The sequence below is a fragment of the Streptomyces sp. NPDC093071 genome (genome assembly GCF_044754545.1).
Taxonomy (GTDB): domain Bacteria; phylum Actinomycetota; class Actinomycetes; order Streptomycetales; family Streptomycetaceae; genus Streptomyces.
Map to the genome: position 1 here is coordinate 579,440 of NZ_JBIVPH010000002.1, position 22,370 is coordinate 601,809.

21 protein-coding genes and 1 pseudogene are annotated in these 22,370 nt (G+C 73.8%); 16 read left to right on the forward strand and 6 right to left on the reverse strand.

Annotated elements, in window-relative coordinates; all coding sequences use genetic code 11:
- The first annotated feature begins 80 nt into the window (after window positions 1-80).
- Entirely contained in the window at window positions 81-2,144 is a 2,064-nt protein-coding gene (locus ACIQD7_RS08420) for a discoidin domain-containing protein (protein WP_402440668.1), read from the forward strand.
- Window positions 2,145-2,277: 133 nt separating this feature from the next.
- Window positions 2,278-2,877 carry a CBS domain-containing protein gene (locus ACIQD7_RS08425; protein ID WP_121832703.1) on the forward strand — a complete coding sequence of 200 codons (600 nt, stop codon included), beginning with the start codon at window positions 2,278-2,280 and terminating at the stop codon, window positions 2,875-2,877.
- A gap of 107 nt (window positions 2,878-2,984) precedes the next feature.
- Here the strand turns inward: ACIQD7_RS08425 and ACIQD7_RS08430 are convergent, their stop codons facing one another.
- Entirely contained in the window at window positions 2,985-3,284 is a 300-nt protein-coding gene (locus ACIQD7_RS08430) for a DUF1876 domain-containing protein (protein WP_121832702.1), read from the reverse strand.
- Between the two features lie 222 nt (window positions 3,285-3,506).
- Here ACIQD7_RS08430 and ACIQD7_RS08435 point away from each other — a divergent pair, with 222 nt between their 5' ends.
- The 5 genes from ACIQD7_RS08435 to ACIQD7_RS08455 all read left to right on the forward strand — a co-directional run bounded on the left by ACIQD7_RS08435 (window position 3,507) and on the right by ACIQD7_RS08455 (window position 8,555).
- Entirely contained in the window at window positions 3,507-4,202 is a 696-nt protein-coding gene (locus ACIQD7_RS08435; protein ID WP_401419882.1) for a type 1 glutamine amidotransferase domain-containing protein, read from the forward strand.
- A gap of 36 nt (window positions 4,203-4,238) precedes the next feature.
- Window positions 4,239-5,180 (forward strand): LysR family transcriptional regulator, encoded by a 942-nt coding sequence (locus ACIQD7_RS08440; protein ID WP_402440671.1) that lies wholly within the window; start codon window positions 4,239-4,241, stop codon window positions 5,178-5,180.
- Window positions 5,181-5,237: 57 nt separating this feature from the next.
- Complete coding sequence (locus ACIQD7_RS08445) at window positions 5,238-5,603, forward strand: DUF952 domain-containing protein (RefSeq protein ID WP_402440673.1); 366 nt, start codon at window positions 5,238-5,240, stop codon at window positions 5,601-5,603.
- A 195-nt stretch (window positions 5,604-5,798) separates the two neighbouring features.
- A complete protein-coding gene (gene katG / locus ACIQD7_RS08450) occupies window positions 5,799-7,988 on the forward strand; it encodes a catalase/peroxidase HPI (RefSeq protein ID WP_402440675.1) in 2,190 nt (729 codons plus the stop codon).
- A gap of 150 nt (window positions 7,989-8,138) precedes the next feature.
- Window positions 8,139-8,555: an ATP-binding protein gene (locus tag ACIQD7_RS08455; RefSeq protein ID WP_121832676.1), complete on the forward strand. Its 417-nt coding sequence runs from the start codon at window positions 8,139-8,141 to the stop codon at window positions 8,553-8,555.
- A gap of 61 nt (window positions 8,556-8,616) precedes the next feature.
- Here the strand turns inward: ACIQD7_RS08455 and ACIQD7_RS08460 are convergent, their stop codons facing one another.
- From ACIQD7_RS08460 to ACIQD7_RS08470, 3 genes are all read right to left on the reverse strand, one after another.
- Window positions 8,617-8,823 carry a hypothetical protein gene (locus ACIQD7_RS08460; RefSeq protein ID WP_121832677.1) on the reverse strand — a complete coding sequence of 69 codons (207 nt, stop codon included), beginning with the start codon at window positions 8,821-8,823 and terminating at the stop codon, window positions 8,617-8,619.
- A gap of 100 nt (window positions 8,824-8,923) precedes the next feature.
- Window positions 8,924-9,373, reverse strand: a complete 450-nt coding sequence (locus tag ACIQD7_RS08465) for a hypothetical protein (protein ID WP_402440678.1) — start codon at window positions 9,371-9,373, stop codon at window positions 8,924-8,926.
- Between the two features lie 88 nt (window positions 9,374-9,461).
- Window positions 9,462-10,352: an SDR family oxidoreductase gene (locus tag ACIQD7_RS08470; RefSeq protein ID WP_121832678.1), complete on the reverse strand. Its 891-nt coding sequence runs from the start codon at window positions 10,350-10,352 to the stop codon at window positions 9,462-9,464.
- A gap of 359 nt (window positions 10,353-10,711) precedes the next feature.
- On the opposite strand from ACIQD7_RS08470, the gene ACIQD7_RS08475 reads away from it, so the two are divergent.
- The 9 genes and pseudogenes from ACIQD7_RS08475 to ACIQD7_RS08515 all read left to right on the forward strand — a co-directional run bounded on the left by ACIQD7_RS08475 (window position 10,712) and on the right by ACIQD7_RS08515 (window position 20,121).
- A complete protein-coding gene (locus ACIQD7_RS08475) occupies window positions 10,712-11,557 on the forward strand; it encodes an STAS domain-containing protein (protein ID WP_402440680.1) in 846 nt (281 codons plus the stop codon).
- Window positions 11,554-11,931: an STAS domain-containing protein gene (locus tag ACIQD7_RS08480; protein ID WP_030213278.1), complete on the forward strand. Its 378-nt coding sequence runs from the start codon at window positions 11,554-11,556 to the stop codon at window positions 11,929-11,931. The genes ACIQD7_RS08475 and ACIQD7_RS08480 overlap by 4 nt, the downstream gene beginning before the upstream one ends.
- Window positions 11,928-12,350: an anti-sigma regulatory factor gene (locus tag ACIQD7_RS08485; protein ID WP_121832680.1), complete on the forward strand. Its 423-nt coding sequence runs from the start codon at window positions 11,928-11,930 to the stop codon at window positions 12,348-12,350. The genes ACIQD7_RS08480 and ACIQD7_RS08485 overlap by 4 nt, the downstream gene beginning before the upstream one ends.
- Window positions 12,347-13,402 (forward strand): ATP-binding protein, encoded by a 1,056-nt coding sequence (locus tag ACIQD7_RS08490; protein ID WP_402441377.1) that lies wholly within the window; start codon window positions 12,347-12,349, stop codon window positions 13,400-13,402. The genes ACIQD7_RS08485 and ACIQD7_RS08490 overlap by 4 nt, the downstream gene beginning before the upstream one ends.
- Complete coding sequence (locus ACIQD7_RS08495; protein WP_402440683.1) at window positions 13,399-15,231, forward strand: ATP-binding protein; 1,833 nt, start codon at window positions 13,399-13,401, stop codon at window positions 15,229-15,231. The genes ACIQD7_RS08490 and ACIQD7_RS08495 overlap by 4 nt, the downstream gene beginning before the upstream one ends.
- Entirely contained in the window at window positions 15,228-16,868 is a 1,641-nt protein-coding gene (locus ACIQD7_RS08500; protein ID WP_402440685.1) for a SpoIIE family protein phosphatase, read from the forward strand. Before ACIQD7_RS08495 ends, ACIQD7_RS08500 begins: the two co-directional genes overlap by 4 nt.
- 90 nt (window positions 16,869-16,958) lie before the next feature.
- Window positions 16,959-18,653, forward strand: a pseudogene (locus ACIQD7_RS08505) (PP2C family protein-serine/threonine phosphatase).
- A 26-nt stretch (window positions 18,654-18,679) separates the two neighbouring features.
- Entirely contained in the window at window positions 18,680-19,729 is a 1,050-nt protein-coding gene (locus tag ACIQD7_RS08510) for a B12-binding domain-containing protein (protein WP_402441378.1), read from the forward strand.
- Window positions 19,726-20,121: an STAS domain-containing protein gene (locus ACIQD7_RS08515; RefSeq protein WP_402440687.1), complete on the forward strand. Its 396-nt coding sequence runs from the start codon at window positions 19,726-19,728 to the stop codon at window positions 20,119-20,121. Before ACIQD7_RS08510 ends, ACIQD7_RS08515 begins: the two co-directional genes overlap by 4 nt.
- Here the strand turns inward: ACIQD7_RS08515 and ACIQD7_RS08520 are convergent.
- Window positions 20,093-20,440 carry an STAS domain-containing protein gene (locus tag ACIQD7_RS08520; protein WP_202528171.1) on the reverse strand — a complete coding sequence of 116 codons (348 nt, stop codon included), beginning with the start codon at window positions 20,438-20,440 and terminating at the stop codon, window positions 20,093-20,095. The two genes, ACIQD7_RS08515 and ACIQD7_RS08520, sit on opposite strands and share 29 nt — an antisense overlap.
- A gap of 129 nt (window positions 20,441-20,569) precedes the next feature.
- Entirely contained in the window at window positions 20,570-22,177 is a 1,608-nt protein-coding gene (locus ACIQD7_RS08525; protein ID WP_402440689.1) for a S8 family peptidase, read from the reverse strand.
- Window positions 22,178-22,370 lie beyond the last annotated feature (193 nt).

Below are 22,370 nucleotides of genomic sequence, written 5' to 3' on the forward strand. Positions count from 1 at the left end.
CCGGACCCTTGACTCGGTCCTCCGGCACCGCGATCCTCGGCACGCCCGGTACTCCCCCACCGACCGGAGGCTCGCTGCCCATGACTCGACCCCTCTCGCGCGGGAGGCGCGGCGGATCCGCCCTCCTGGCGCTCGTCCTCGCCCTGGCCGCCGTCCTCTTCGGCTCCGCCCCGGTCCCCGCCGCCCCCGGCGGTTCGTGGTGGGAGCCCGTGTCCCGTCCCGCAGCCGACTCGCAGATCAACGTCACGGGCGCGCCGTTCACCGGAACGGACGCCCGGGGCAAGGTGCGCGGGTTCGTCGACGCGCACAACCACCTGATGTCCAACGAGGGCTTCGGCGGCCGGCTCATCTGCGGCCGGACCTTCTCCGAGGCGGGCGCGGCCGACGCGCTCAAGGACTGTCCCGAGCACTACCCCGACGGCTCCGGCGCGCTGTTCGAGAACATCACGGGCGGCGCCGACGGCCACCACGACCCGGTCGGCTGGCCCACGTTCAAGGACTGGCCCGCGCACGACTCGCTGACCCACCAGCAGAACTACTACGCCTGGGTCGAGCGCGCCTGGCGCGGCGGCCAGCGCGTCCTGGTCAACGACCTGGTGACCAACGGCCTGATCTGCTCGATCCTGCCCCGCGACCGGAGCTGCGACGAGATGGACTCGATCCGGCTCCAGGCCCGCAAGACGTACGAGCTCCAGGACCACGTCGACCGGATGTACGGCGGTCCGGGCAAGGGCTGGTTCCGGATCGTCACCGACGCGGCGCAGGCCCGCTCGGTGGTCGAGCAGGGCAAGCTCGCGGTCGTCCTGGGCGTGGAGACCTCGGAGCCGTTCGGCTGCAAGCAGATCCTCGACGTCGCCCAGTGCGACAAGGCCGACATCGACCGGGGCCTGGACGAGCTGTACGGGCTCGGGGTACGCAGCATGTTCCTGTGCCACAAGTTCGACAACGCGCTGTGCGGCGTCCGCTTCGACGAGGGCGCCATCGGCACGGCGGTCAACATCGGCCAGTTCCTGTCGACCGGCACCTTCTGGACCACGGAGAAGTGCGCGGGCCCGCAGCACGACAACCCGATCGGCCTCGCGGCGGCCCCGGTGATGGCGTCGAAGCTGCCGCCGGGGGTGAGCGTCCCCTCATACGCCTCCGACGCCAAGTGCAACACCCGGGGCCTGACCCGGCTCGGCGAGCACGCCCTGCGGGGCATGATCGACCGGGGGATGATGCTGGAGCTCGACCACATGAGCGTCAAGGCGGCGGGCCGGGCGCTGGACATCCTGGAGTCCGAGGAGTACCCGGGCATCCTGTCCAGCCACAGCTGGATGGACCTGGACTGGACCGAACGGCTCTACCGCCTGGGCGGTTTCGTCGCCCAGTACATGCACGGCGCGGAGGGCTTCATCGGGGAGGCGGGGCAGAAGGCCGCGCTCCGCGCGAAGTACGGGGTCGGCCTCGGCTACGGCACCGACATGAACGGCGTCGGCGGCTGGCCGGGCCCGGTCGGCGCCGGCGCGCCGAACGCCGTGACGTACCCCTTCCGCAGTGTCGACGGCGGATCGGTGCTCGACCGTCAGGTCACCGGGCAGCGCGTCTGGGACCTCAACACCGACGGCGCCGCGCACCACGGCATGGTCCCCGACTGGATCGAGCAGATCCGGCTCACCCCCGGCGGTCCGGGCGTCGTGGACGAGCTGGCCTCCGGCGCGGAGTCGTACCTGACGACGTGGAAGGCGACCGAGGACCACGAGCCGGGGGTGAACCTGGCGGCGGGCGCGCCCGCGTCGGCCAGTTCCTCGGAGTGGAACCCGTTCACGAGCTACGCGCCGGGCCGGGCCTTCGACGGCGACACGGGCACCCGCTGGGCCAGTGACTGGTCGGACGACCAGTGGCTGCGGGTGGACCTCGGGTCGGTCCGCCCGGTCGGAAAGGTCACCCTCGACTGGGAGCGGGCGTACGCGAGCCGGTACCGGATCGAGCTGTCCGACAACGGCACGGACTGGCGGACAGTGTGGTCCACGACCGCCGGGGACGGCGGCTACGACACGGCCGAGTTCCCCTCGCAGTCGGCCCGTTACGTACGGGTCCACGGCGAACGGCGGGCGACGAAGTGGGGGTACTCGCTCCACGAGGTGGCGGTCCACCGGGCCTGAGCGACCGTACGACGGGGGGCCGGGCGGACCGGAGGACGGTCCGCCCGGCCCTCCGCCTTCCCACCCCCTCGTTCCGAGGAGGTCCCCGGTGCGGGATCATGGAATCCGGAACGCAGAAGGGACGGAACGGACGATGAGGCACCGCAGTGTCGCGGACCTGATGACGCCCACCGCGGTCGCGGTGCAGCGCGGGACGCCGTTCAAGGAGATCGCGCGGCTCCTCGACGAGTACGGCATCACCGCGGTCCCGGTGGTCGACGACGAGAACCGGCCGGTGGGCGTCGTCTCCGAGGCGGACCTGCTGCGGCGGCACACGGCGAAGGACGGGCCGAGCACGGCGGAGGCGATGATGACCAGTCCGGTCGTCACGGCCCGGCCGTCGTGGACGGCGGTCGAGGCGGCCCGGCGGATGGAGCGGCACCGGGTGAAGCGGCTGCCGGTCGTGGACGCGGAGGGGCGGCTGATCGGGGTGCTCAGCCGGAGCGACCTGCTCCAGCTGTTCCTGCGCAGGGACCGTTCCATCCAGGAGGAGATCCGCGAGGACGTGGTCGTCCGGATCCTGCGCCTCTCCCCGTCCGCCGTGCACATCGACGTCGACGAGGGCCGGGTGACGCTGAGCGGCGCGCTGGAGCGGCCGGGCATCGGCCCGATCCTGGTCCGGCTGTGCGAGACGGTGGACGGGGTCGTGGAGGTCGTGGACCGGTTGACGTACGGGGAGGACGACGGGGCCTGAACCGGCTCCGGAGGCGGGTCTTCGCGGCTCCGGTTCCCGGGGGCCTTCACGGCTCCGGCCCCGGGATCTCCGCGACCCCGGCCCCGGGTGGCCGGCTCCGCCCTCCGTCAGGTGACCGCCTCCGGCCAGCCGTATCCGGGCCCCGTGTGCCGGGGTACGGTCCCAGCGCCCGCCGCCTCCATCTCGCGGTTGGCCTCCCGCATCAGCTTGCCCGCCAGGTCCTTCATCGCCCGGCTCGCGGCCAGCTCGTCGCCGATCGCCGGCACGTCCGTGTCCGTCGGGTTGCAGCGGGCGGAGCCGTGGCCCGTGAGCGTCGAGGTGCCGGTGCTCAGCCGGGCCTCGGCCCGGGTCGTACCGCCGTCCTCGACCAGCTCCAGACCGACCTTCCACTCCAGAGTGCGGGTCATGGTGTGCCTCCTCGCACCGTCGGCCGCGCGGGGACGGCGCACGGCCCCTTCCGATGCCTCCAGGATCCCACCGGTGGAGGCCCCGGCGCGCGGGGACGGCCCGGGCCCGGCGAGCCATCGGAGTTCCGATGGCACCCATGGGTTTCCCCATTGGTGGCCCTTCGGGCTCCGGACTACGGTCGGAGACGTCCCCCACTTCCCCGCACTCCCCCGGAGACCCCCGTGTCCAAGATCCTCTTCGTGATGACCGGCGCCGACCACTGGACCCTCGCCGACGGCACCGAGCACCCCACCGGCTTCTGGGCGGAGGAGGTCGTCGCCCCCTACGAGGCGTTCAAGGAGGCCGGTCACGAGGTCGTCGTCGCCACCCCCGGCGGCGTCGTCCCCACCGTCGACGAGGGCAGCCTGGCGCCCGAGTACAACGGCGGACGGGAGGGCGCCGAGAGGACCGCCGCCGCGCTCGCCTCGATCGACGCGATCAAGCACCCGATCGGCCTGGACGACGTGGACCTCGACGCGTACGACGCCGTCTTCTACCCCGGCGGCCACGGCCCCATGGAGGACCTCGCCGTCGATCCCGTCTCCGGCCGGCTGCTCGTGGACGCCCTCGATTCCGGCAAGCCCGTCGCCGTCGTCTGCCACGGGCCCGCCGCGCTCCTCGCCGCCACCCGCCCCGACGGCACGAACGCCTTCGCCGGGTACGAGGCCGCCGCCTTCACCAACGCCGAGGAGACCCAGGGCGGGCTCGCCGACAAGGCGAAGTGGCTCCTGGAGACCCGGCTGACCGAGGCCGGCGTGAACGTCCTGACGGGCGAGCCGTGGGCGCCGAAGGTCGTCGTGGACCGGAACCTGCTCACCGGCCAGAACCCCGCCTCGTCGGCCCCGCTCGCGGCCGAGGTCGTCGCGCGCCTCGCCTGACGGCACCCTCCACGGGAACGCGGATAGCCTTTTCGCATGAGGCACGGGGACCCCGACGGCGGCGCCGGTGCGGCACGGCCGGGCGCGCCGGACCTGAACCTGCTGCGCACGTTCCTGGCGGTGTACCGCTCCGGCTCGTTCACCGCAGCCGCCGGGCTCCTGGGCCTCTCGCAGCCCACGGTGACCGACCGGATCCGCGCCCTGGAGCGGCACACGGGCCGCGAGCTCTTCGAACGGCTGCCGCGCGGCGTCGCCCCGACCGCCGTCGCCGACGACCTCGCGGCCCGGGTCGCGGCCCCGCTCGACGCGCTCGCCGCCGCGACCGGGCACGAGGCGGCGCCCCACGAGCGGGCCGCGCCCGTCCATCTGGCGGGCCCCGCCGAGCTGCTCTGCGTCCGCGCCCTGCCCGCCCTGGCCCCGCTGGTGGACGAGGGCGTACGGCTGCGGATCACGCCGGGCCTGACCGAGCGGCTCCTCGACGAGCTGCGGGCGGGCCGGCACGACCTGGTGATCGCCACCTTCCGGCCGCGCGGGCGGTCCCTGGTCGCCACCCCCCTGATGGACGAGGAGTTCGTCCTGGTCGCCGCGCCCGTTTGGGCCAGGCGGGTGAGGGCGCGGCTGGCCGCGGAGGGCCCGGCGGCCCTGCACGCGGTGCCCCTCGTCGCCTACGCCGAGGACCTGCCCATCGCCCGCCGCTACTGGCGTCACGTCTTCGGCGCCCGGCTGTCCCGCCCGGCCGCCGTCACCGTCCCCGATCTGCGGGGCGTCGTCGCGGCGGTGGCCGCCGGGGCCGGTTTCGGCGTGCTGCCGCGCTACCTCTGCGCGGCCGAACTGGCCTCCGGGGCGCTCGTGCTCCTCCACGAGCCGGAGGACCCGCCCCTCAACACCGGCTACCTCGTGCGGCGCCCCGGCCGGGCCGACAACCCCGACGTCGGGCGCGTGCACGACCTGCTGGCCGGGGCGGGGCGTTCGTGGTGAGCCCGGCGCGACCGGCTCCGGAGCGGCCCTGCCCGCCCCGGGCGGTATAACCGGAGCATGATCTACCACGTCGTCCCGCTCGCCGCATGGTCCGCCCGCCCGGAGCGGCCGTACGCGCCCGCGTCCCTGGCCGAGGAGGGTTTCGTCCACTGCGCGCCCGACGAGCCGACCGCGCTCGCCGTCGTCAACGCCTTCTACCGCGACTCCCCCAGGCCCCTCCTGGCGCTCGTCCTCGACGAGGACCGGCTGTCCTCCGGGACGGAGTGGGAGGCGGCCGTTCCCACCCCGCCGCCGGGCGTCCCGGACGGGACCCTCTTCCCGCACGTGTACGGGCCGCTCGACCGCGACGCCGTCGTACGGGTCCTGGAGATCACCTGGAACGAGGACGGCCGGGCCACGGGGACGGCGCCGATTCCGGTGTGATGACGTGTAAAGCGCGAGCCCTCCGCGTGTTCCCCCGGCCGCGCGGTCGCGGTGCGCGAGCATACGGACGCCGACGCGGGCTCCCTCACCCCGTGGGTCCGGCCGGGCGATTCCGGCCTGCGGGCGCCACGGCGCGTGACGGGCGCGGGTCGCAGTGCTCGACGCAAGAACACCGACACAGGAAGAAGGACGGACGTGTCCGGCAGCGAAAGCGAGAACCCGGCGATCCCCGCCCCCACCCCGGCGCCGACCCGGCCCCGGACCAACCGGGACTGGTGGCCCAACCAGCTGGACCTCCAGGTCCTGCACCAGCACTCGTCCCTCTCCAACCCGCTGGGCGAGGACTTCGACTACGCGGCGGAGTTCGCGACCCTGGACCTCGACGCGCTGAAGCGGGACGTCCTCGAGGTGATGACGGCCTCGCAGGACTGGTGGCCCGCCGACTACGGCCACTACGGGCCGCTCTTCATCCGGATGAGCTGGCACGCCGCCGGGACCTACCGGATCGCCGACGGCCGGGGCGGCGGCGGCTCCGGCGCGCAGCGCTTCGCGCCCCTCAACAGCTGGCCGGACAACGCGAGCCTCGACAAGGCGCGCCGTCTGCTGTGGCCGGTCAAGCGGAAGTACGGCCGGAAGATCTCCTGGGCCGACCTCCTCGTCTTCACCGGCAACTGCGCCATGGAGTCCATGGGGTTCGAGACGTTCGGCTTCGGCTTCGGCCGGGAGGACATCTGGGAGCCGGAGGAGATCTTCTGGGGCCCCGAGGACACCTGGCTCGGGGACGAGCGCTACAGCGGCGACAGGGAGTTGACCGGTCCCTTCGGGGCCGTGCAGATGGGCCTGATCTACGTCAACCCCGAGGGCCCCAACGGAAATCCGGACCCGCTGGCCGCCGCCCGTGACATCCGGGAGACGTTCGGCCGCATGGCGATGAACGACGAGGAGACGGCGGCGCTCATCGTCGGCGGCCACACGTTCGGCAAGTGCCACGGCGCGGTCGACCCCTCGTACATCGGTCCGGAGCCCGAGGCCGCCCCCTTCGAGCAGCAGGCCCTCGGCTGGCGGAACACGTACGGCACGGGCAAGGGCGCCGACGCGCTGACCAGCGGTCTGGAGGGCGCCTGGACCTCCCGGCCGACGAAGTGGGACAACGGCTTCCTGGACAACCTGTACGGGTACGAGTGGGAGCTGACGACGAGCCCGGCCGGCGCGAAGCAGTGGACGCCCACGGACCCGTCGGCGAAGGACACCGTGCCCGACGCCCACGACGCGTCGAAGAAGCACGCCCCGATCATGCTGACGACGGACCTCGCGCTGAGGCTGGACCCGGTCTACGGGCCGATCACCAAGCGCTTCCACGAGCACCCGGACGAGCTCGCGGAGGCGTTCGCCAAGGCCTGGTACAAGCTGCTGCACCGCGACATGGGCCCCCTCTCGCGCTACCTGGGGCCCTGGGTCCCCGAGCCGCAGCTGTGGCAGGACCCCGTCCCCGCGGTCGACCACGAGCTGGTCTCGGAGGAGGACGTCGCCTCCCTCAAGCGCCGGATCCTCGACTCGGGCCTGTCCCTCCCCCAGCTGGTCACCACCGCGTGGGCGTCGGCGGCGAGCTTCCGGGGCACCGACAAGCGCGGCGGGGCCAACGGGGCGCGGATCCGGCTCGCGCCGCAGAAGGACTGGGAGGTCAACGCGCTGCCCGAGGTGACCGGGACCGTGGAGGCCCTGGACCGGATCCGGCAGGACTTCGACGGCGAGCAGGACGGCGGGAAGCGGATCTCGCTCGCCGACCTGATCGTCCTGGGCGGGTGCGCGGCCGTCGAGCAGGCCGCGCGGAACGCCGGGCACGACGTCACGGTCCCGTTCGCGCCGGGGCGCACGGACGCCTCGCAGGAGCAGACGGACGTGGAGACGTTCGCCGTGCTCGAACCGGCGGCGGACGGCTTCCGCAACTACCTCCGGGGCGGCGAGAAGCTGTCGCCGGAGACCCACCTCCTCGACCGCGCCAACCTGCTGACGCTGACCGCCCCCGAGGCGACGGTCCTCGTCGGCGGGATGCGGGTCCTGGACACCGGCTTCGCGGGGTCCCCCCACGGCCGCTTCACCCACCGTCCCGAGGCGCTGACCACCGACTTCTTCGTCAACCTGCTCGACATGGGCACGGAGTGGAAGACCTCGGCCACCGAGGAGAACGTCTTCGAGGGCCGTGACCGCGTCACGGGCGAGCTCAAGTGGACCGCCACCCCCGTCGACCTGGTCTTCGGCGCACACTCGCAGCTCCGCGCCCTCGCGGAGGTGTACGCCTCCGAGGACGCGGGCGAGAAGTTCGTGCGGGACTTCGTGGCGGCGTGGGACAAGGTGATGAACCTCGACCGGTTCGACCTCGCCTGATCCCGCCGTCCCCGGCCGGCCCTCCGGCGGCCGGCCGGGGACGGGACGGCCGGGTCGAGGCCGTCGGGATCCTCCGTGTCTGCCGCGGCGATTGCCGGGTATCCGGATCCCGTACGGACGACGTGGGCGGCCCTCGAAGGAGTGAAGAGCGTGACGGTCAAGGCGATGGGGTGGGCGCACTCGTTTCCCGTGTCCGGGGGCGTGCGGGCCGGCCGGCAGTGGACCCGGCGGCACCTCGCCTCCCTGCCGTGGACCGAGCGGGAGCCCGAGACGGTGGACTCCGTGGTCCTGGCCGTCTCCGAGCTGCTCACCAACGCGCACATCCACGCGCACAGCGACGCGCAGCTCGTGCTCACCTGGGACGGCGACTGCCTCCACATCAGCGTCCACGACGAGGACCCGTCGCTGCCCCGCCCGCGCGAGGCGGCCGAGGGCGCGGTCTCGGGGCGGGGCGTGAACATCGTGCGGGCCCTGGCCGACGAGTGGACCATGCGCTGCCAGCGGCACGGCAAGACGGTCACGGCGTGCTTCCGCCCGGCCCTGGCCCCGGACGACGACGAGCGCTAGACGAGCGGCAGGGGATCGGGTGGCCCGCGTGCGAGGCGCGGGCCACCCGATCCCCTGTGCGTCAGGGCTTGTTGGCGAGGGCCCCGAGGTACTGGTTCGTCTGCTCAAGCCGCGCTTCCACGCCGTTCGTCCGCTCGGACACGGCCCTCAGCTCGTCGCGGACCGCCAGCAGGGCCAGGACCACGGCCTTCGCGGCGGGGTCGGACACGTCCTCCAGGGCCGCCCGGGCCTCGTCGGCCGGCGGAACGGGTCGGGATGCCTGTGCCATGGCTGCTCCTCCTGTCCGGCCGCCCATCGGCCGTTCCCGTACGTGTGCCCCGAAACGGCCCGTACGGACAGGCGGCGGTCCGTCCGGAGGAATCGGCCTGCTAGCGCTGCTCCCCGGGGGCGGCGGTGTGGTCGCGGTGGCCGTGGGTGCGGCGCCGCTCCTTCATCTCGGCCTCGTAGAGGTGGTCGCGGCCTTCGGCGAGGGCGGCGACGGCGTCGCGTTCGAGTTCCTTGAACGGCTCGTAGTACGTGCGGTCGTAGGACTCGACGACCTGGTACGTCCAGTGGCCCGGGATGACGTTGCGGCCGAGGATCTCCCGCTCGACGAGACCGGCCCACTCCTCGTGGCCGGCCCTCCGCAGGAGCGCCACCGCCCGGTCCAGCTCCAGGTCGGCGGTGCCGGTCAGCTGGTGGAAGGAGTACAGGTGGCCGCGGGCCCGTTCGGTGGTCTCCAGGGCCTTGGAGAGCGAGCCCAGCGCCTCCACCGTGAGGTCGCTGACGTTGTCGGGCCGCACCCGGCGCCGGTCTTGCCGGTCTTCCTCGTGGTTCATGCCGGACTGCCTGCCCCCGGACCCGGAGGAGTACACCCGGCCGGAGCGCGCGTGGTCCGACCGGGGCAACGGGCCGGGCGGACGCGGATCAGCGGCGTCCGGCGCGTTTCCCGCCCTCCCGGGCGGCGAGGCCGCCGGGTCCGAGCAGGCCAGTGGGTCGCAGGGGCGTCCTCTCCTCGATGCGGGGCAGGGTCCGCGCCGAGGACCACGCGACGAGCGCGGGCAGGAGGGGGCGGACGGGCTGGACGAGGCGGAGCCACGGGGGCGCGTAGACGGTGGCGGAGCGGCGGCGGACCGCCTCGGCCAGCCACGACGCGACCTTCTCCACGGGGTACACCTTGCGCGCGGGGCGCGGCATGTGGGCGCGGAGCTCCCTCAGGACGTCGTGGGCGTCCACGTCCCGCACCATGTCGGTGTCCGTCCAGTGCAGGTACGCGATGCCGACGCCGACGCCCCGGTGGGCGCATTCGGCGCGCAGCGACTGGGCGAACGACTCGGCTCCGGCCTTCGACGCGCAATAGGCGCTCATCATGGGGGCCGAGCCGAAGGCGGCGGTGGAGGCGACCTGGAGGAAGTAGCCGCGCGAGGCCAGCAGGCCGGGCAGGAACGCCCTGGCCGTGATCGCGCTGCCCACCAGGTTGACCTCGATCACGCGGCGCCACGTCTCCGGGTCGGAGGCGGCGAACGGGCCGCCTTCGGCGACGCCCGCGTTGGCAATCACCACGGAGGGCTCCCCCAGGTCGCGGGTCACCCGGCGGGCCGTCCGCTCCATCAGGTCGTCGTCCGTCACGTCGACCTCGTAGCACCGGCTCTCCACGGGCAGGTCCCGCGCGACCCGCTCCAGCGTCTCGGCCTCCCGCCCGAGCAGGGCGACCCGCATGCCGCGGCCGGCCAGTTCCCTGGCGAGCCCGGCTCCCAGACCGCGCGCCGCGCCCGTCACGACCGCCGTCCGCCCCCGCAGGGGGTTGCCGTGGGACATGCCTCTCCAAAGGGTCGCACCGGGCGTCCCGGTTCCTTCCCCACCGGCCGCGGGGCTCCTCCCATGGCACCACCGGGTCCGGCGGTCCGCCGTCCCGGCTGCGCCGATTGCCGCATCGGCCCTTACGGGCCCGGGGCGACGAAAAACCTCCGGACAGGTGTGAAACCCGGGATCGGGGACAGATGCGTTCTGAGCTGTGGGCGGACGCCCCCCGGCGGCGGACGGCGAGAAAACCGGGGGCACACCCGGGGCGGTGGGGAGGGGCAGCGGGGGCGTGATCGGCGCCGGTCGGCGGTGACGTATCGTCGGGACGGATTTCGGACGGCAGGACGAGCAGGACAAAGGTGAGGGGAAAAGGCATGGACAGCGAAGACTCGAAGCGGTTGCTGGAACTACTGACCACGCGGCAGTCCGAACTGGTGGCGCAGTGGGAGCAGACCGTCGGGGCTTCGCTGCGCGGACGCGTGAGCAGCGCGGAACTCGGCCGGGAACTGCGCGAGCTCTACGACGCGATCACCGACGCCGTCGCGAAGGGCGGCCTGGCGGGCCGGGGCGACCGGTTCGCCGTCGTGCGCAGCCTCCTCGTCGAGCTGTCGCGCACCCGGGCCCGGCAGGGGTTCACCCCGACCGAGACCGCCGTGAGCGTCTTCGCGCTCAAGGAGGTCCTGGAGCCCTTCCTCGGCGGGTCCGTCGAGGACGTGCGGGCCTACCTGCAGTTCTCCCGGCTCCTCGACGACCTCGGCCTGTTCACGGTGGAGGAGTACGCCCGGACCCGCGAGGAGATCATCTCCACGCAGTCCCAGCAGCTGCTCGAACTGTCCACCCCGGTGGTGAAGCTGTGGGACGGGGTGGTGGGCGTGCCGCTCGTCGGGACGCTCGACTCCGCGCGCACCCAGGTGGTCATGGAGAAGCTGCTCCAGGCGCTGGTGGACTCCAACTCGACGCACGCGATCATCGACATCACCGGCGTGCCGGCCGTCGACACCCAGGTCGCGCAGCACCTCCTCAAGACCGTGGTCGCCGCGCGGATGATGGGCGCGGAGTGCACCATCTCCGGCATCCGGCCGCAGATCGCGCAGACCATCGTCGCCCTGGGCATCGAGTTCGGGGACATCCCCACGAAGGCGACCCTGGCCGACGCCCTGCGCCACGCCCTCGTGGAGATCGACAAGGCCGCCGCGGCCCGTCCGGCGGGCCTGCTGTGAGCGACCGCGTGCCGGTCCTGAAGATCGGCGACATCCTCCTGGTCTCGATCCAGGTGGACCTGGAGGACCAGATGGTCCTCGACCTCCAGGACGACCTCTCCCAGCAGATCGTCGCGACCGGCGCCCGCGGGGTGGTCATCGACATCTCGGCGCTCGAGATCGTCGACTCGTTCGTCGGACGCATGCTGGCCACCACGGCCGCCATCTCCCGCGTCCTCGGCGCGGAGACGGTCGTGGTCGGGATGCGCCCGGCCGTCGCGATGACGCTGGTGGAGCTCGGCCTCTCGCTGGGCGGGGTCCGCACGGCGCTCAACCTCGAACTCGGTCTGGGCTATCTGCGCCGGGCGCAGGACACTCCTCCGGCACGCCGGTGAAGGAGTATCCGGCCGACGAGGCCTCCCGCGAGGAAGTGGAGATCCGGTCCAGCGGCGACGTCGTCAAGGCCCGCCAGGCGGTGCGCGTCCTCGCCCAGCGGGCCGGCCTGTCCCTGGTCAACCAGACCAAGCTGGTCACGGCCGCCAGCGAGCTGGGCCGCAACACCCTCATCTACGGCGGGGGCGGCACGGCGCACGCGGTCATCGTCCGCGACGTGGCGCGCGTCGGCGTGTGGGTGAGCTTCTCGGACACCGGTCCGGGCATCCCGGACATCGAGCAGGCCCTGACCGACGGCTGGACGTCGGGCAGCGGCATGGGCCTGGGCCTCAGCGGCGCGCGGCGCCTGGTCGACGAGTTCGAGCTGGACTCGGCGCCGGGCGCCGGAACCAGGGTGACGGTGCTGAAGTGGGCGCGGTGAACCCGGTGGCGGGCGACGAGACCGAGGCCGAGGACGTCGTGTGGCTGCGGCTGGACGTCGCCGTCGCCGCGGCCGCCCGGCGGGAGGCGGCCCGGCTGGCCCGGCGCGTCGGCATGGCCCCGGCCCGGGTGGCGGAGATCGAGCTCGCCGCGACCGAGGCGGCCACCAATCTGCAGAAGCACGCCCGGGACGGCGCCCTGGCCCTGCGGGTGATCACCCTGCGGGACCGGGCCGCCCTCGAACTGCTCTCCGTGGACAGCGGTCCGGGCATGGCCGACGTGGGCAGCGCGCTCACGGACGGGGTGTCCGGCAGCGGCACCCTGGGCGTGGGCATGGGGGCGATCGCGCGGTTCGCCGACGTCTTCGACGTCCACTCCCTGCCCGGACGCGGTACGGCCCTGCTCGCGCGGTTCTGGTCGGGGGACGACCCCGGCCCGTTCCCCGGGGCCGACGAGCCCGAGGTCGCCGGTCTGACCCGTCCGATCAGCGGTGAGGAGGTCTGCGGGGACACCTGGGCCGCGCGCACCGAGCACGGCCCGGACGGCGCGCCGACGGTCACGGTGATGATGTGCGACGGGCTGGGGCACGGCCCGATGGCGGCGCTCGCCGGCGAACGCGCCCGGGCCGCCTTCCGGGCCGGCTCCCACCGGAACCCCCAGGACGTCGTCCGGACCCTCCACACGGAGCTGAGGGGCAGCCGGGGCGCGGCGATCACGGTCGCCCGGGCCGACTTCTCCCGGGGGGTCGTCGAGCACTGCGGGGTGGGCAACATCAGCGCGTTCGTCGTCAGCGGCGACAAGCGCGGCACCCTCCTCTCCCTCCCCGGGATCGTGGGCCACCAGCTGCCCGCGCTCCGGCCCTTCCGGACCGCCTTGGACCCCGGCGCGGTCCTCGTCCTGCACTCGGACGGGCTGAGCGACCGCTGGTCGCCGGCCGACCTCCCCGGTCTGTTCACCCGGCGGCCCGCGGTCGTCGCGGCCCAGCTCCTCGGGCAGGCCGGAGTGCGCCGTGACGACGCCGGGATCGTCGTCGCCCGGGCGGACCGGCGGTGAGGCAGCCGCACGTCGACGGTCTCTGCGCCCTTCCGCTGGCCGTCGAACGGGACGGGTTTGAACTGCGCAGGCGCGGACAGTTGGTGTGCCGGGCCCTGGGCCTCGAAGGACATGAACTGGTGCGAGTGGTGACGGTACTGAGTGAGGTGGGACGTGACCTCCTGGGAGCTCCGGGACTTCGCGTGGAGCTGGACGTGGCGAGCCCTCTCCAGGAACCCGAACTCTTCCGCGCCCGCTTCACCTGGAACGGGCCCCGCGTCCCCGGCCGTGACGCCCTCGACGCCGCCGGGCGGCTCTTGGACCACTGCCAGTACGACGCGTCGTCCGGAGAGAACGCGTTGACGGTGGGGCAGCGACTGCCCGCCTCCCAGGGGCGTACCGGGCAGCGGGCGGAGCGCGCCCGCGCGGCGCTCCGCGACTCGGGGGACCTCAGCATGGGCGAGGAGTTGCGGATCCAGAACCGGCAGCTCCTCCAGGCCTTGGAGGAGTCGCGGGCGCAGCAGGAGGAGCTGCAGCGGCTGAACGCCGAGCTGGAGGAGACCAACAAGGGGGTGGTCGCCCTCTACAGCGAGCTGTCGGCGGAGCTGGAGGAGACGAACACGGGCGTGGTGGCCCTCTACGCCGAGCTGGAGGACAAGACCCGGCAGCTGCGGCTGGCGAGCGAGGCCAAGACCCGGTTCTGGGCCAACGTGAGCCACGAGCTGCGGGCCCCGGTCAACTCGGTCATCGCCCTCGCCCGGCTCCTGCTCGCCTCCGACGCCGATCCGCTGACCGAGGAACAGCGCCAGCAGATGTCCCTCATCGCCGGCTCCGGGAGCACGCTCCTCGCCCTGGTCGAGGAGCTCCTGGACGTCGCCAAGGCCGAATCGGGCCGTCTCGAACCCCATCTGGTCCCCACCGACCTGCGGACCCTGCTGCACCAGCTGCGCGGGACGCTGCGCGGCATGGCCCGCGAGGGGGTGCGGCTCGACATCCCCGACGTACGGGACGTGCCGGAGCTCGTCACCGACGAGGTCATGCTCACGCGCGTCCTGCGCAACGTGCTGTCGAACGGTCTGAAGTTCACCACGGACGGCGAGGTCCGCCTCACGGTCGGGACCGAGGACCGGGCCGGACGCCCCTGGTTCGTCTTCACCACCACCGACACGGGCATCGGGATCGCCGCGGACCAGCAGGACCGCGTCTTCGAGGAGTTCTACCAGGTCCTGGGCACCCACCAGCGGGGGCAGCCGGGCACCGGCCTGGGCCTGCCCTACGCCCGCAGGCTGGCCGGCCTGCTCGGCGGCGTCCTCACGCTGACCAGCGAACCGGACGCCGGGACCACGGTGCGGGTCGAGATCCCGGCCCGCCCCGACCCCGCCTCCCCGGACGCGCCGCCGTCCGGGAGCGCCGACGGCGTCCGGACGGGGTCGCTGGTCGTCGTGGACGACGACCCGACGTTCGTGGAGCTGCTCCGGCCGGTGCTGGGCCGGGTGGCGCGGAAGGTGACGGAGGTGTCGGTCAGCTCGCGGGCCGTCGACGTCATCCGCGCGGAGCGGCCCGACGCGGTCCTGATCGACCTGGCGATGCCGGCCCCCGACGGGTACGTGCTCCTCCAGGTCCTGTCCCGCGACCCGGAGACCGCGCACATCCCGGTCGTGGTCCTGACCTCGACCGACCCCGGGGACGTGGACCGTTCCCGGCTCACCCACGCGCGGGCCGTCCTGGGCAAGACGCACCTGACGCCCGAACGCATCGCCCTGGCCCTGGCCCTCGCTCCGGCCTGGCCCGACCGCACCCCTCCGGCGGAGGCCGGTGAGCAGCACACGCCCGGAGAGGCCACGTCGTGATCCCAGGCCAGACCCCGTCCGACCACTCGCCCGCGCGCATCCTGATCGTGGACGACAACCCGACCAACCGCTACGTCCTGCGGACCACGCTGTCCCGGGCGGGCCACACCGTCGTGGAGGCGGAGGACGGCACCGGGGCGCTCGCGCTGCTCAAGGACGCCGACGCCCTGCCGGAGGTGGCCGTCGTCGACGTGCGGCTGCCCGACATGACCGGTTTCGAGGTCTGCGAGCGCATCAAGGCCGATCCCGCGACGGCGGCCCTCCCCGTCCTGCACGTCTCGGCGTCCGCCATCACCGTCGACGACCGCACCCAGGGGCTCAACCGGGGCGCGGACGCCTACCTGACGGAGCCCATCGCCCCGGACGAACTCCTCGCCACCGTCACCGCCACCCTGCGCTACGCGCGGGCGCGCCGCCGGGCCGAGCGCCTCGCGGACCGGCTGCTGCACCTGAACGAGGCGACCCTGCTCCTCTACAGCGCGGACAGCGCCGCCGGGGTCGCCCGGGCGGCGGCCCGGGGCGCGGCCATCGTCCTGGGGGCGCCCGCCGTGGCGGCGATCATCTCCCCGCACGGGGAGCCCGCCTCGGCGGCCGGCACCGCCACGGGCGGGAAGGCCTCCTCCGACACGGTCGTGGACGTGCGGCTGGACGCCCGCGACCTGCCGCCGTACCACGAGCTCGGCGACCGCACCGGGACGCGGCTGCTCACGGTCCACGCGCGCGAGTGGCCCGGTCTCCCGCAGGGCCTCGCGCCGCACGGCAGGCTCATGGTGGCCGTGGCGCGCGCCAAGCCCGGCCGGCAGCCGGTGTGCCTGGCGGTCCCCGCGGAGTCGGTCGCGACGCCCGACGACGAGCAGCTCCTCGCCCAGCTGGCCCAGGCGTGCGCCCTCGCCCTGGAGGCCCTGCGGAGCTACACCGAGGAGCACGACCTGGCGCTGACGCTCCAGCGGAGCTTCCTGCCCGAGACGCTGCCCGACTCGCACCTCGCCGACCTCGCGGTGCGCTATCTGCCCGCCAGCGACCACGCGGAGATCGGCGGCGACTTCTACGAGGCGCTTCCCACCCGGGGAGGCCTCCTGCTCGCCGTCGGCGACGTCGCGGGCCACTCCCTGGACGCGGCCATGCTCATGGGGCAGATCCGCCACGCCCTGCGCGCCTACGCCATCGAGGGGCATCCGCCGCACGACATCCTGGGGCGCCTCGACCACCTGCTGACGGCCGTCGGATCGCGGCTGACCCTCACCCTGTGCATCGTCTTCATCGACGAGGCCACCGGTCTCCTGCACATCGCGAACGCCGGTCACCTGCCGCCGCTGCTGCGCACCCCCGACGGGCGCGTCCGCTCCGTCGAGGAGCACGGGCCGCTCCTGGGCATAGGCATTCCGCATCCGGTGAGCACCGTGGTGGAGGCGCCGCCCGGCTCCGTCCTCGTCATGACCACCGACGGTCTGATCGAACGCCGCCACGAGCACCTGGGGCTCTCCCTGGAGCGCCTCGAATCCGCCCTCGAAGGCCTTCCGCCGGACGTGGAGGGGATCTGCGACGCCCTCCTGGAGGCGTTCCCTCCCAACGGGGAGGACGACATCGCGCTGATGGCGGTGCGTATGACCGGCAATGGGGGGTCCCTCGCCTTGTGAGGCTTGTATGTGCATGTGGGGTACGGGTTGCGAGCGCGGGGGTGGGTACGAGACGGTTGCCCCAGGACAACTGTCGTCCCTGGTAGGAAGATGGTGGGGCGCGCGTCGCGCGTGCCTCCGTTCGTGGCTGTTTCCCGCGGTTTTCCCGCCCGTCCGTCCCGTACCGGCCTCCTGACCGGCACGGCGTGGATCGAGGCCCCCTACCCCGTACTGGTCGTGGACCGGCGCGGCGGTCTCGTGCGGATCAACGAGGCCGCCCGGCGCCTGCTGCCCGACGCCGCGCGGCGACCGGCTGGACGAGCGGGTGCCGTCCTGGCTGTCGGACGCCCACCGGCGCCTCTGCGACGGATCTCCGGACGCAGGATCCGGGCCACCGGCCGGGCCGATCCGCGACCGTCTCCTGGAGGCGCACCCCACGACGGGCGACGACGGCGACGTGGTGTGGTGGCTGGTCGACGAGACCGACCGCCGCTTCGCCGAGACGGCCCTGGTCGACGTCCGGGCGCGCTCCGAGATCCTCGCCGAGGTCTCCGGCGCGCTGCTGTCCACGCTGAACGTGCAGCGCTGCATGGAGATGGGCGCCGCGATGGCCGCCGAGCACCTGGCCGAGGGCGCCGTCCTGGTGGCCCCGCCCCAGGGCCGGCGCCATCCGCTGACCTTCGCCCGCCGGAACGGCCCCGTCACGCGGGCCGTCCGGCAGGTCGACGTCTCCGGCGTCCCGGCCTTGCCGAGGCCCTCCAGGGCTTCCCGCCCGTACCGGCCCGCTGGATCGATCCCGCCGACATCCCCGACTGGGTGGTCCCCGAGGGCTTCACCTCGCCGGTCGGTTCCGTCATCGTCACGCCGCTGCCCGGCCACGGGGTGCCCGCCGGGGCGCTCATCCTGCTGCGCTCCGGCACCGAACGGGCCTTCACGGAGAGCGAGGAGGTCTTCGCCCGGCTGTTCGCGGCGCGCGCCGGGGCCGCGCTGTCCGCCGCCCGCCTCTACACCGAGCAGGCCGCGATCACCGCCACGCTGATGAGCGAGCTGCTGCCGCCGGTGCTGCGCCACGTGCACGGCGTCGAGTACGCCGGCGGGTACCGGGCGTCGAAGGACCACGAGCGGGTCGGCGGGGACTTCTACGACGTCCACCCGAGCGCCGACCCCTCCGGGGAGACCCTCGTCGTCCTGGGCGACGTCGCGGGCAAGGGCCTGGACGCGGCGGTCCTGACCGGCAAGATCCGCAACACGCTGCACGCCCTGCTGCCGCTGGCCGAGGACCACCAGCGGGTCCTGAACCTGCTCAACGGCGCGCTGCTCTCCTCGCACCACACCCGCTTCGCCACCCTCGTGCTCGGCTCCGTGCGCCGCCGGGACGGCCGGACGCGGCTGCGGCTGACCAGCGCCGGGCACCTGCCGCCGCTCCTCGTCCGCGCCGACGGCACGGTGGAGGAGGTCGCGACCCGCGGCACTCTGGTCGGCGCGCTGCCGGCCGTCGAGGCCCGCACGGTGGAGACCGTCCTCGCGCCCGGGGAGACCTGTCTGCTCTACACGGACGGCATCGTCGAGGCGCGGGGCGGCCCCCTCGGGGACGAGTTCCTGGGCACGGAACGTCTGAAGAGGGCCCTGGCCGAGTGCGCGGGGATGCAGGCGGAGGCGGTCGTGGAGCGGATACAGATGCTGGCCGCCCAGTGGCTGCACGACGGCCGGCACGACGACATGGCCGTCGTGGCGGTCACCGCGCCCAGGGCCTCCTCGCTCGCCACGGGCGACGGACACGGCCGGTACGGCGGGAGGAACACGTGAGCGGTCCCACCGCGACGGACACGGTGATGGAACGGCTGTGGCGGGCGGCGGTGGGGGGTGACGAACCCGCTGCCGCCTCGGCCGTCCACGAGGCCCTGGCCACGGGCGTGCCGGAGGAGACGCTGCTCCTGGACGTGCTCGCGCCGGTCCAGGCGAGGGTCGGCGCCGAATGGGCGGCCGACCGCCTCACCGTGGCCCAGGAGCACGCCGTCACCGCCATCAACGAGCGGATCGTCGCCTCCATGGCGCACCGCCGCGCCACCGGCCGCGCCGTGCCGCCCCGGGGCCGCGTCACGGTCGGCTGCGTCGACGGCGAGTGGCACGCCTTCCCGGCCCGTCTCGTCGCGGAGTTCCTCTCCCTGCACGGCTGGCGGGTCGACTACCTCGGGGCGCAGACCCCGACCCCGCACCTGGTCGCCCATCTGCACCGGAGCTATCCCGACGCCGTCCTGCTGTCCGGGTCGATCCCGACCCATCTCCCGGCCGCCCACGCCGCCATCACGGCCTGTCAGGCCGTGGGCGTCCCGGTCCTGGCGGGCGGCCGCGCCTTCGGCGTCGGCGGGCGGTACGCGCGCACGCTGCGCGCCGACCGGTGGGCGCCCGACGCGCGCGGCGCGCTCGCGATCCTCGAGGAGGGCGTGGCCCGGCCGGAGGCGTCGGCCGGGCGGCAGACGGTGGACGACCTGCCGCACCTGGCCGACCAGGAGTACACGATGGTCGTCCGGTCCCGGCACCGGCTGGTCAGGCAGACCCTGGCCGGTCTGGAGGACCGGTTCCCGCCGATGCGCGCCTACGACTCCCTCCAGCGCGAGCGCACGGCGGAGGACATCGCGCACATCGTCGACTTCCTGGCCACCGCGCTCTACGTGGACGACCCCGACCTGTTCACCACGTTCCTCACCTGGACGGCCGACGTCCTGCGGGCCCGCCGCGTCCCTACCCGTTCCCTGGTGGCCGGTCTGGACGTCCTGGCCGAGCGGTTGCGCGACTTCCCCCGCGCGACGCACGCGCTCCAACGGGGCGCGGCGGCCCTGGGCGCGCACGCCGTCCGCACGGTCCCCGGTCCCCGCCCGTGAACGGCTTCCCCTCCACGGAGTTCACCCTCGACGTCGTCCGCGAGCCCGGCGCGCTGTACGTGCGCGTGAGCGGGGACCTCGACTACGACAGCTGCGACGAGCTGGTCGACGCGGTCACCGAGAACCTGACGGGCGGCGGGGCGCCGCCGCGGGGGGTGCGCCTCGACTTCGCCGGTCTGACGCACATCGACTCCTCGGGCCTGTCGGCCCTGCTGCTCGTCCACCGCCGGGCCAGTGCCCTGGGCGCCACCCTGTACCTGGAGAACCGCCCGGACTTCCTGGAGCGCCTGCTCCACATCACCAACGTCCTGGACCACCTCACCGGTCCCGCGACCGGGAGGGGGCCCGACGGGGGCGCGGACCTCAGCTGGCCGGGGAGGGGCCCGTACTGACGATCCGGAAGTGTTCGAGGGTGCCGCTGATGTCCAGGACCCGTCGCACCGCGGAGTGCAGGGGGCCGATCAGCACCAGCTCGCGCCCGTCCGCCGCGTGGCGGCGCCGGATGTCGAGCAGCGCGTTGAGGAGCATGCTGTCGGCGAACGTGACCCGGGAGAGGTCGACCGCCGTCATCGGGGAGGCCGCCTCGTCGGCCGCCGCCCAAGCGGCCTCGACGTCCTCCACGTCGTCGTGGTCCATCTCCCCGCGCATGGCGATGACGAAGACCTGCTCGTGCCGGGTGAGGTGCACTTTTCCCTGGGGCGCCGCATACATGGCGTCATCCTCACATCGGCGGACACCGCCGCGCCAGCCGCCCCGGGCCCGGCGGCGCACGGGCCGCACCCCCGGAGCGGCTCTGCTCCGGGGGTGCGGGGGCGGTGCGGGTGGTGCGGGCGGCGCGGATCAGAACTGGAGCGACCAGGCGTTGACGTAGCCGGTGTCGTTGACCCAGTTGTCGGTGACGCGGAGCTTCCAGGTGCCGTTGGCGGCCTTGGCGGAGGCGTCGACCGTGAACGTGCCCTGGACGTGGTCGGCGCTGTCGGAGGAGTTGTAGTTCTTCAGGACGAACGCGCCGCCGTCGGGGGCGACCAGTTCGACCTTGAGGTCGCCGCGGAAGGTGTGGCGGACGTCGACGGTGACGGCCAGGTTCGCGGGGGCGTTGCCGGTGACGCCGGTGACGGTGATCGGCGACTCCACGGTGGCGTTGTCGCGGATCTGGACGTCGTCGGTGTTCTCGAACTTGTTGCCGGTGGGCGGCGGGGTGGTGCTGCCGGTGCCGGTGTACAGGAGCTTGTTCGGGGAGCCGGTGCGCGGGTCGGTGACCTTGCCGGAGGTGGCGTCGGCGACCAGCTTGTCGCGGACCTGGGCCGGGGTCCAGGTCGGGTTGGCGGCGAGCACCAGGGCGGCCGCGCCGGCGACGTGCGGGGCGGCCATGGAGGTGCCGCTCATGGACTGGGAGGCGGTGTCGCCGGAGTTGGACGTGGAGACGATGCTGTCACCCGGGGCGAAGATGTCGAGGCAGGAGCCGTAGTTGGAGCCCTGGCCGTTGGACCAGCCGGTGGCGCGGGCGTCCCGGCTGTTGGTGGCGCCGACGGTGATGGCGGCCGGGGTGGAGGACGGGGAGTAGGAACACGAGTCGGCGTTGTTGTTGCCGGCCGCCACGACCCAGGTGACGCCGGAGGCGATGGAGGCCGCCACGGCGTCGTTCACGGACTGGGTCTTGCCGCCGCCGATACTCATGTTGGCCACGGCCGGCTTCGCCGCGTTCTTGGTGACCCAGTCGATGCCGGCGAGGACCGGGGCCCAGGTGTCGCCCGAGGTGCCCTGGCAGTTGAGGACCCGGACGCCGATCAGCTTGACGCCCTTGGCGACGCCGTACGAGCCGCCGCCGACGGTGCCGGCGACGTGGGTGCCGTGGCCCTGGCAGTCGGAGGCGTTGGAGTCGTTGTCGATGAAGTCGTAGCCGCTGACCGCGCGTCCGCCGAAGTCGCGGTGGCTCATGCGGATGCCGGTGTCCAGGACGTACGCGTTCACGTTGGAGGCGGTGGTGGCGTAGGTGTAGCTCTTGTCGACCGGCAGGTCGCGCTGGTCGACGCGGTCCAGGCCCCAGGAGGGCGGGTTGGGCTGGGTGTCGACGGCGTACGCCACCGCGTCGGCCTCGACGCGGGCCACCGACGGGTCGGCGGCCAGCTCCTCGGCCTCGCTCTCGCTCAGCTTCACCGCGAAGCCGCGCAGGGCGGCGGTGTAGGTGTAGCGCAGGCTGCCGGCGTGCCGCTTGGCCAGGGCCTTCGCGGAGGCGGGTATGTCGGCGCGGGCGACCGAGTCCTTGAAGGTGACGATGTAGGAGCCGTCGACCGCGCCGGGGCGGTCCGCGCCGACGATGCGGCCCTCTCCGCCGCCCGGCGGTACGGGGGCGGCGGTGGCCCCGGCGGTCGAGGCGGCTCCGGCGAGCAGGGCGGCACTGGCGCCGACGGCGAGCAGGCGCCGGAGGGCGCGAGCGTCGAACTCCATGGTGTTTCTCCCTTGAGAGGTGTCCGGGCCCGGCTCGGGCCCGGAGGGCTGCACCCGTCGCCCCGGTGGGCTCCGGACACGTCCTTCGGTGGTGGGGAGGCGCGTGCCCGGAGGTCGGCCGCCGGTCCACCGGAACGCGATCCTGTTGGGATCATGACAATCGCCCGGGTGCGGCGGCCGTGCGGGCGCCTTC

What these genes read in the sequence shown, in the direction of transcription:
- ACIQD7_RS08420 (WP_402440668.1), top strand. Translation starts at nt 81, where the DNA reads ATGACTCGACCCCTCTCGCGCGGGAGGCGCGGCGGATCCGCCCTCCTG.
- ACIQD7_RS08425 (WP_121832703.1), top strand. Translation starts at nt 2,278, where the DNA reads ATGAGGCACCGCAGTGTCGCGGACCTGATGACGCCCACCGCGGTCGCG.
- ACIQD7_RS08430 (WP_121832702.1), bottom strand. Translation starts at nt 3,284, where the DNA reads ATGACCCGCACTCTGGAGTGGAAGGTCGGTCTGGAGCTGGTCGAGGAC.
- ACIQD7_RS08440 (WP_402440671.1), top strand. Translation starts at nt 4,239, where the DNA reads ATGAGGCACGGGGACCCCGACGGCGGCGCCGGTGCGGCACGGCCGGGC.
- ACIQD7_RS08445 (WP_402440673.1), top strand. Translation starts at nt 5,238, where the DNA reads ATGATCTACCACGTCGTCCCGCTCGCCGCATGGTCCGCCCGCCCGGAG.
- ACIQD7_RS08460 (WP_121832677.1), bottom strand. Translation starts at nt 8,823, where the DNA reads ATGGCACAGGCATCCCGACCCGTTCCGCCGGCCGACGAGGCCCGGGCG.
- ACIQD7_RS08465 (WP_402440678.1), bottom strand. Translation starts at nt 9,373, where the DNA reads ATGAACCACGAGGAAGACCGGCAAGACCGGCGCCGGGTGCGGCCCGAC.
- ACIQD7_RS08470 (WP_121832678.1), bottom strand. Translation starts at nt 10,352, where the DNA reads ATGTCCCACGGCAACCCCCTGCGGGGGCGGACGGCGGTCGTGACGGGC.
- ACIQD7_RS08475 (WP_402440680.1), top strand. Translation starts at nt 10,712, where the DNA reads ATGGACAGCGAAGACTCGAAGCGGTTGCTGGAACTACTGACCACGCGG.
- ACIQD7_RS08510 (WP_402441378.1), top strand. Translation starts at nt 18,680, where the DNA reads ATGGAACGGCTGTGGCGGGCGGCGGTGGGGGGTGACGAACCCGCTGCC.
- ACIQD7_RS08520 (WP_202528171.1), bottom strand. Translation starts at nt 20,440, where the DNA reads ATGTATGCGGCGCCCCAGGGAAAAGTGCACCTCACCCGGCACGAGCAG.
- ACIQD7_RS08525 (WP_402440689.1), bottom strand. Translation starts at nt 22,177, where the DNA reads ATGGAGTTCGACGCTCGCGCCCTCCGGCGCCTGCTCGCCGTCGGCGCC.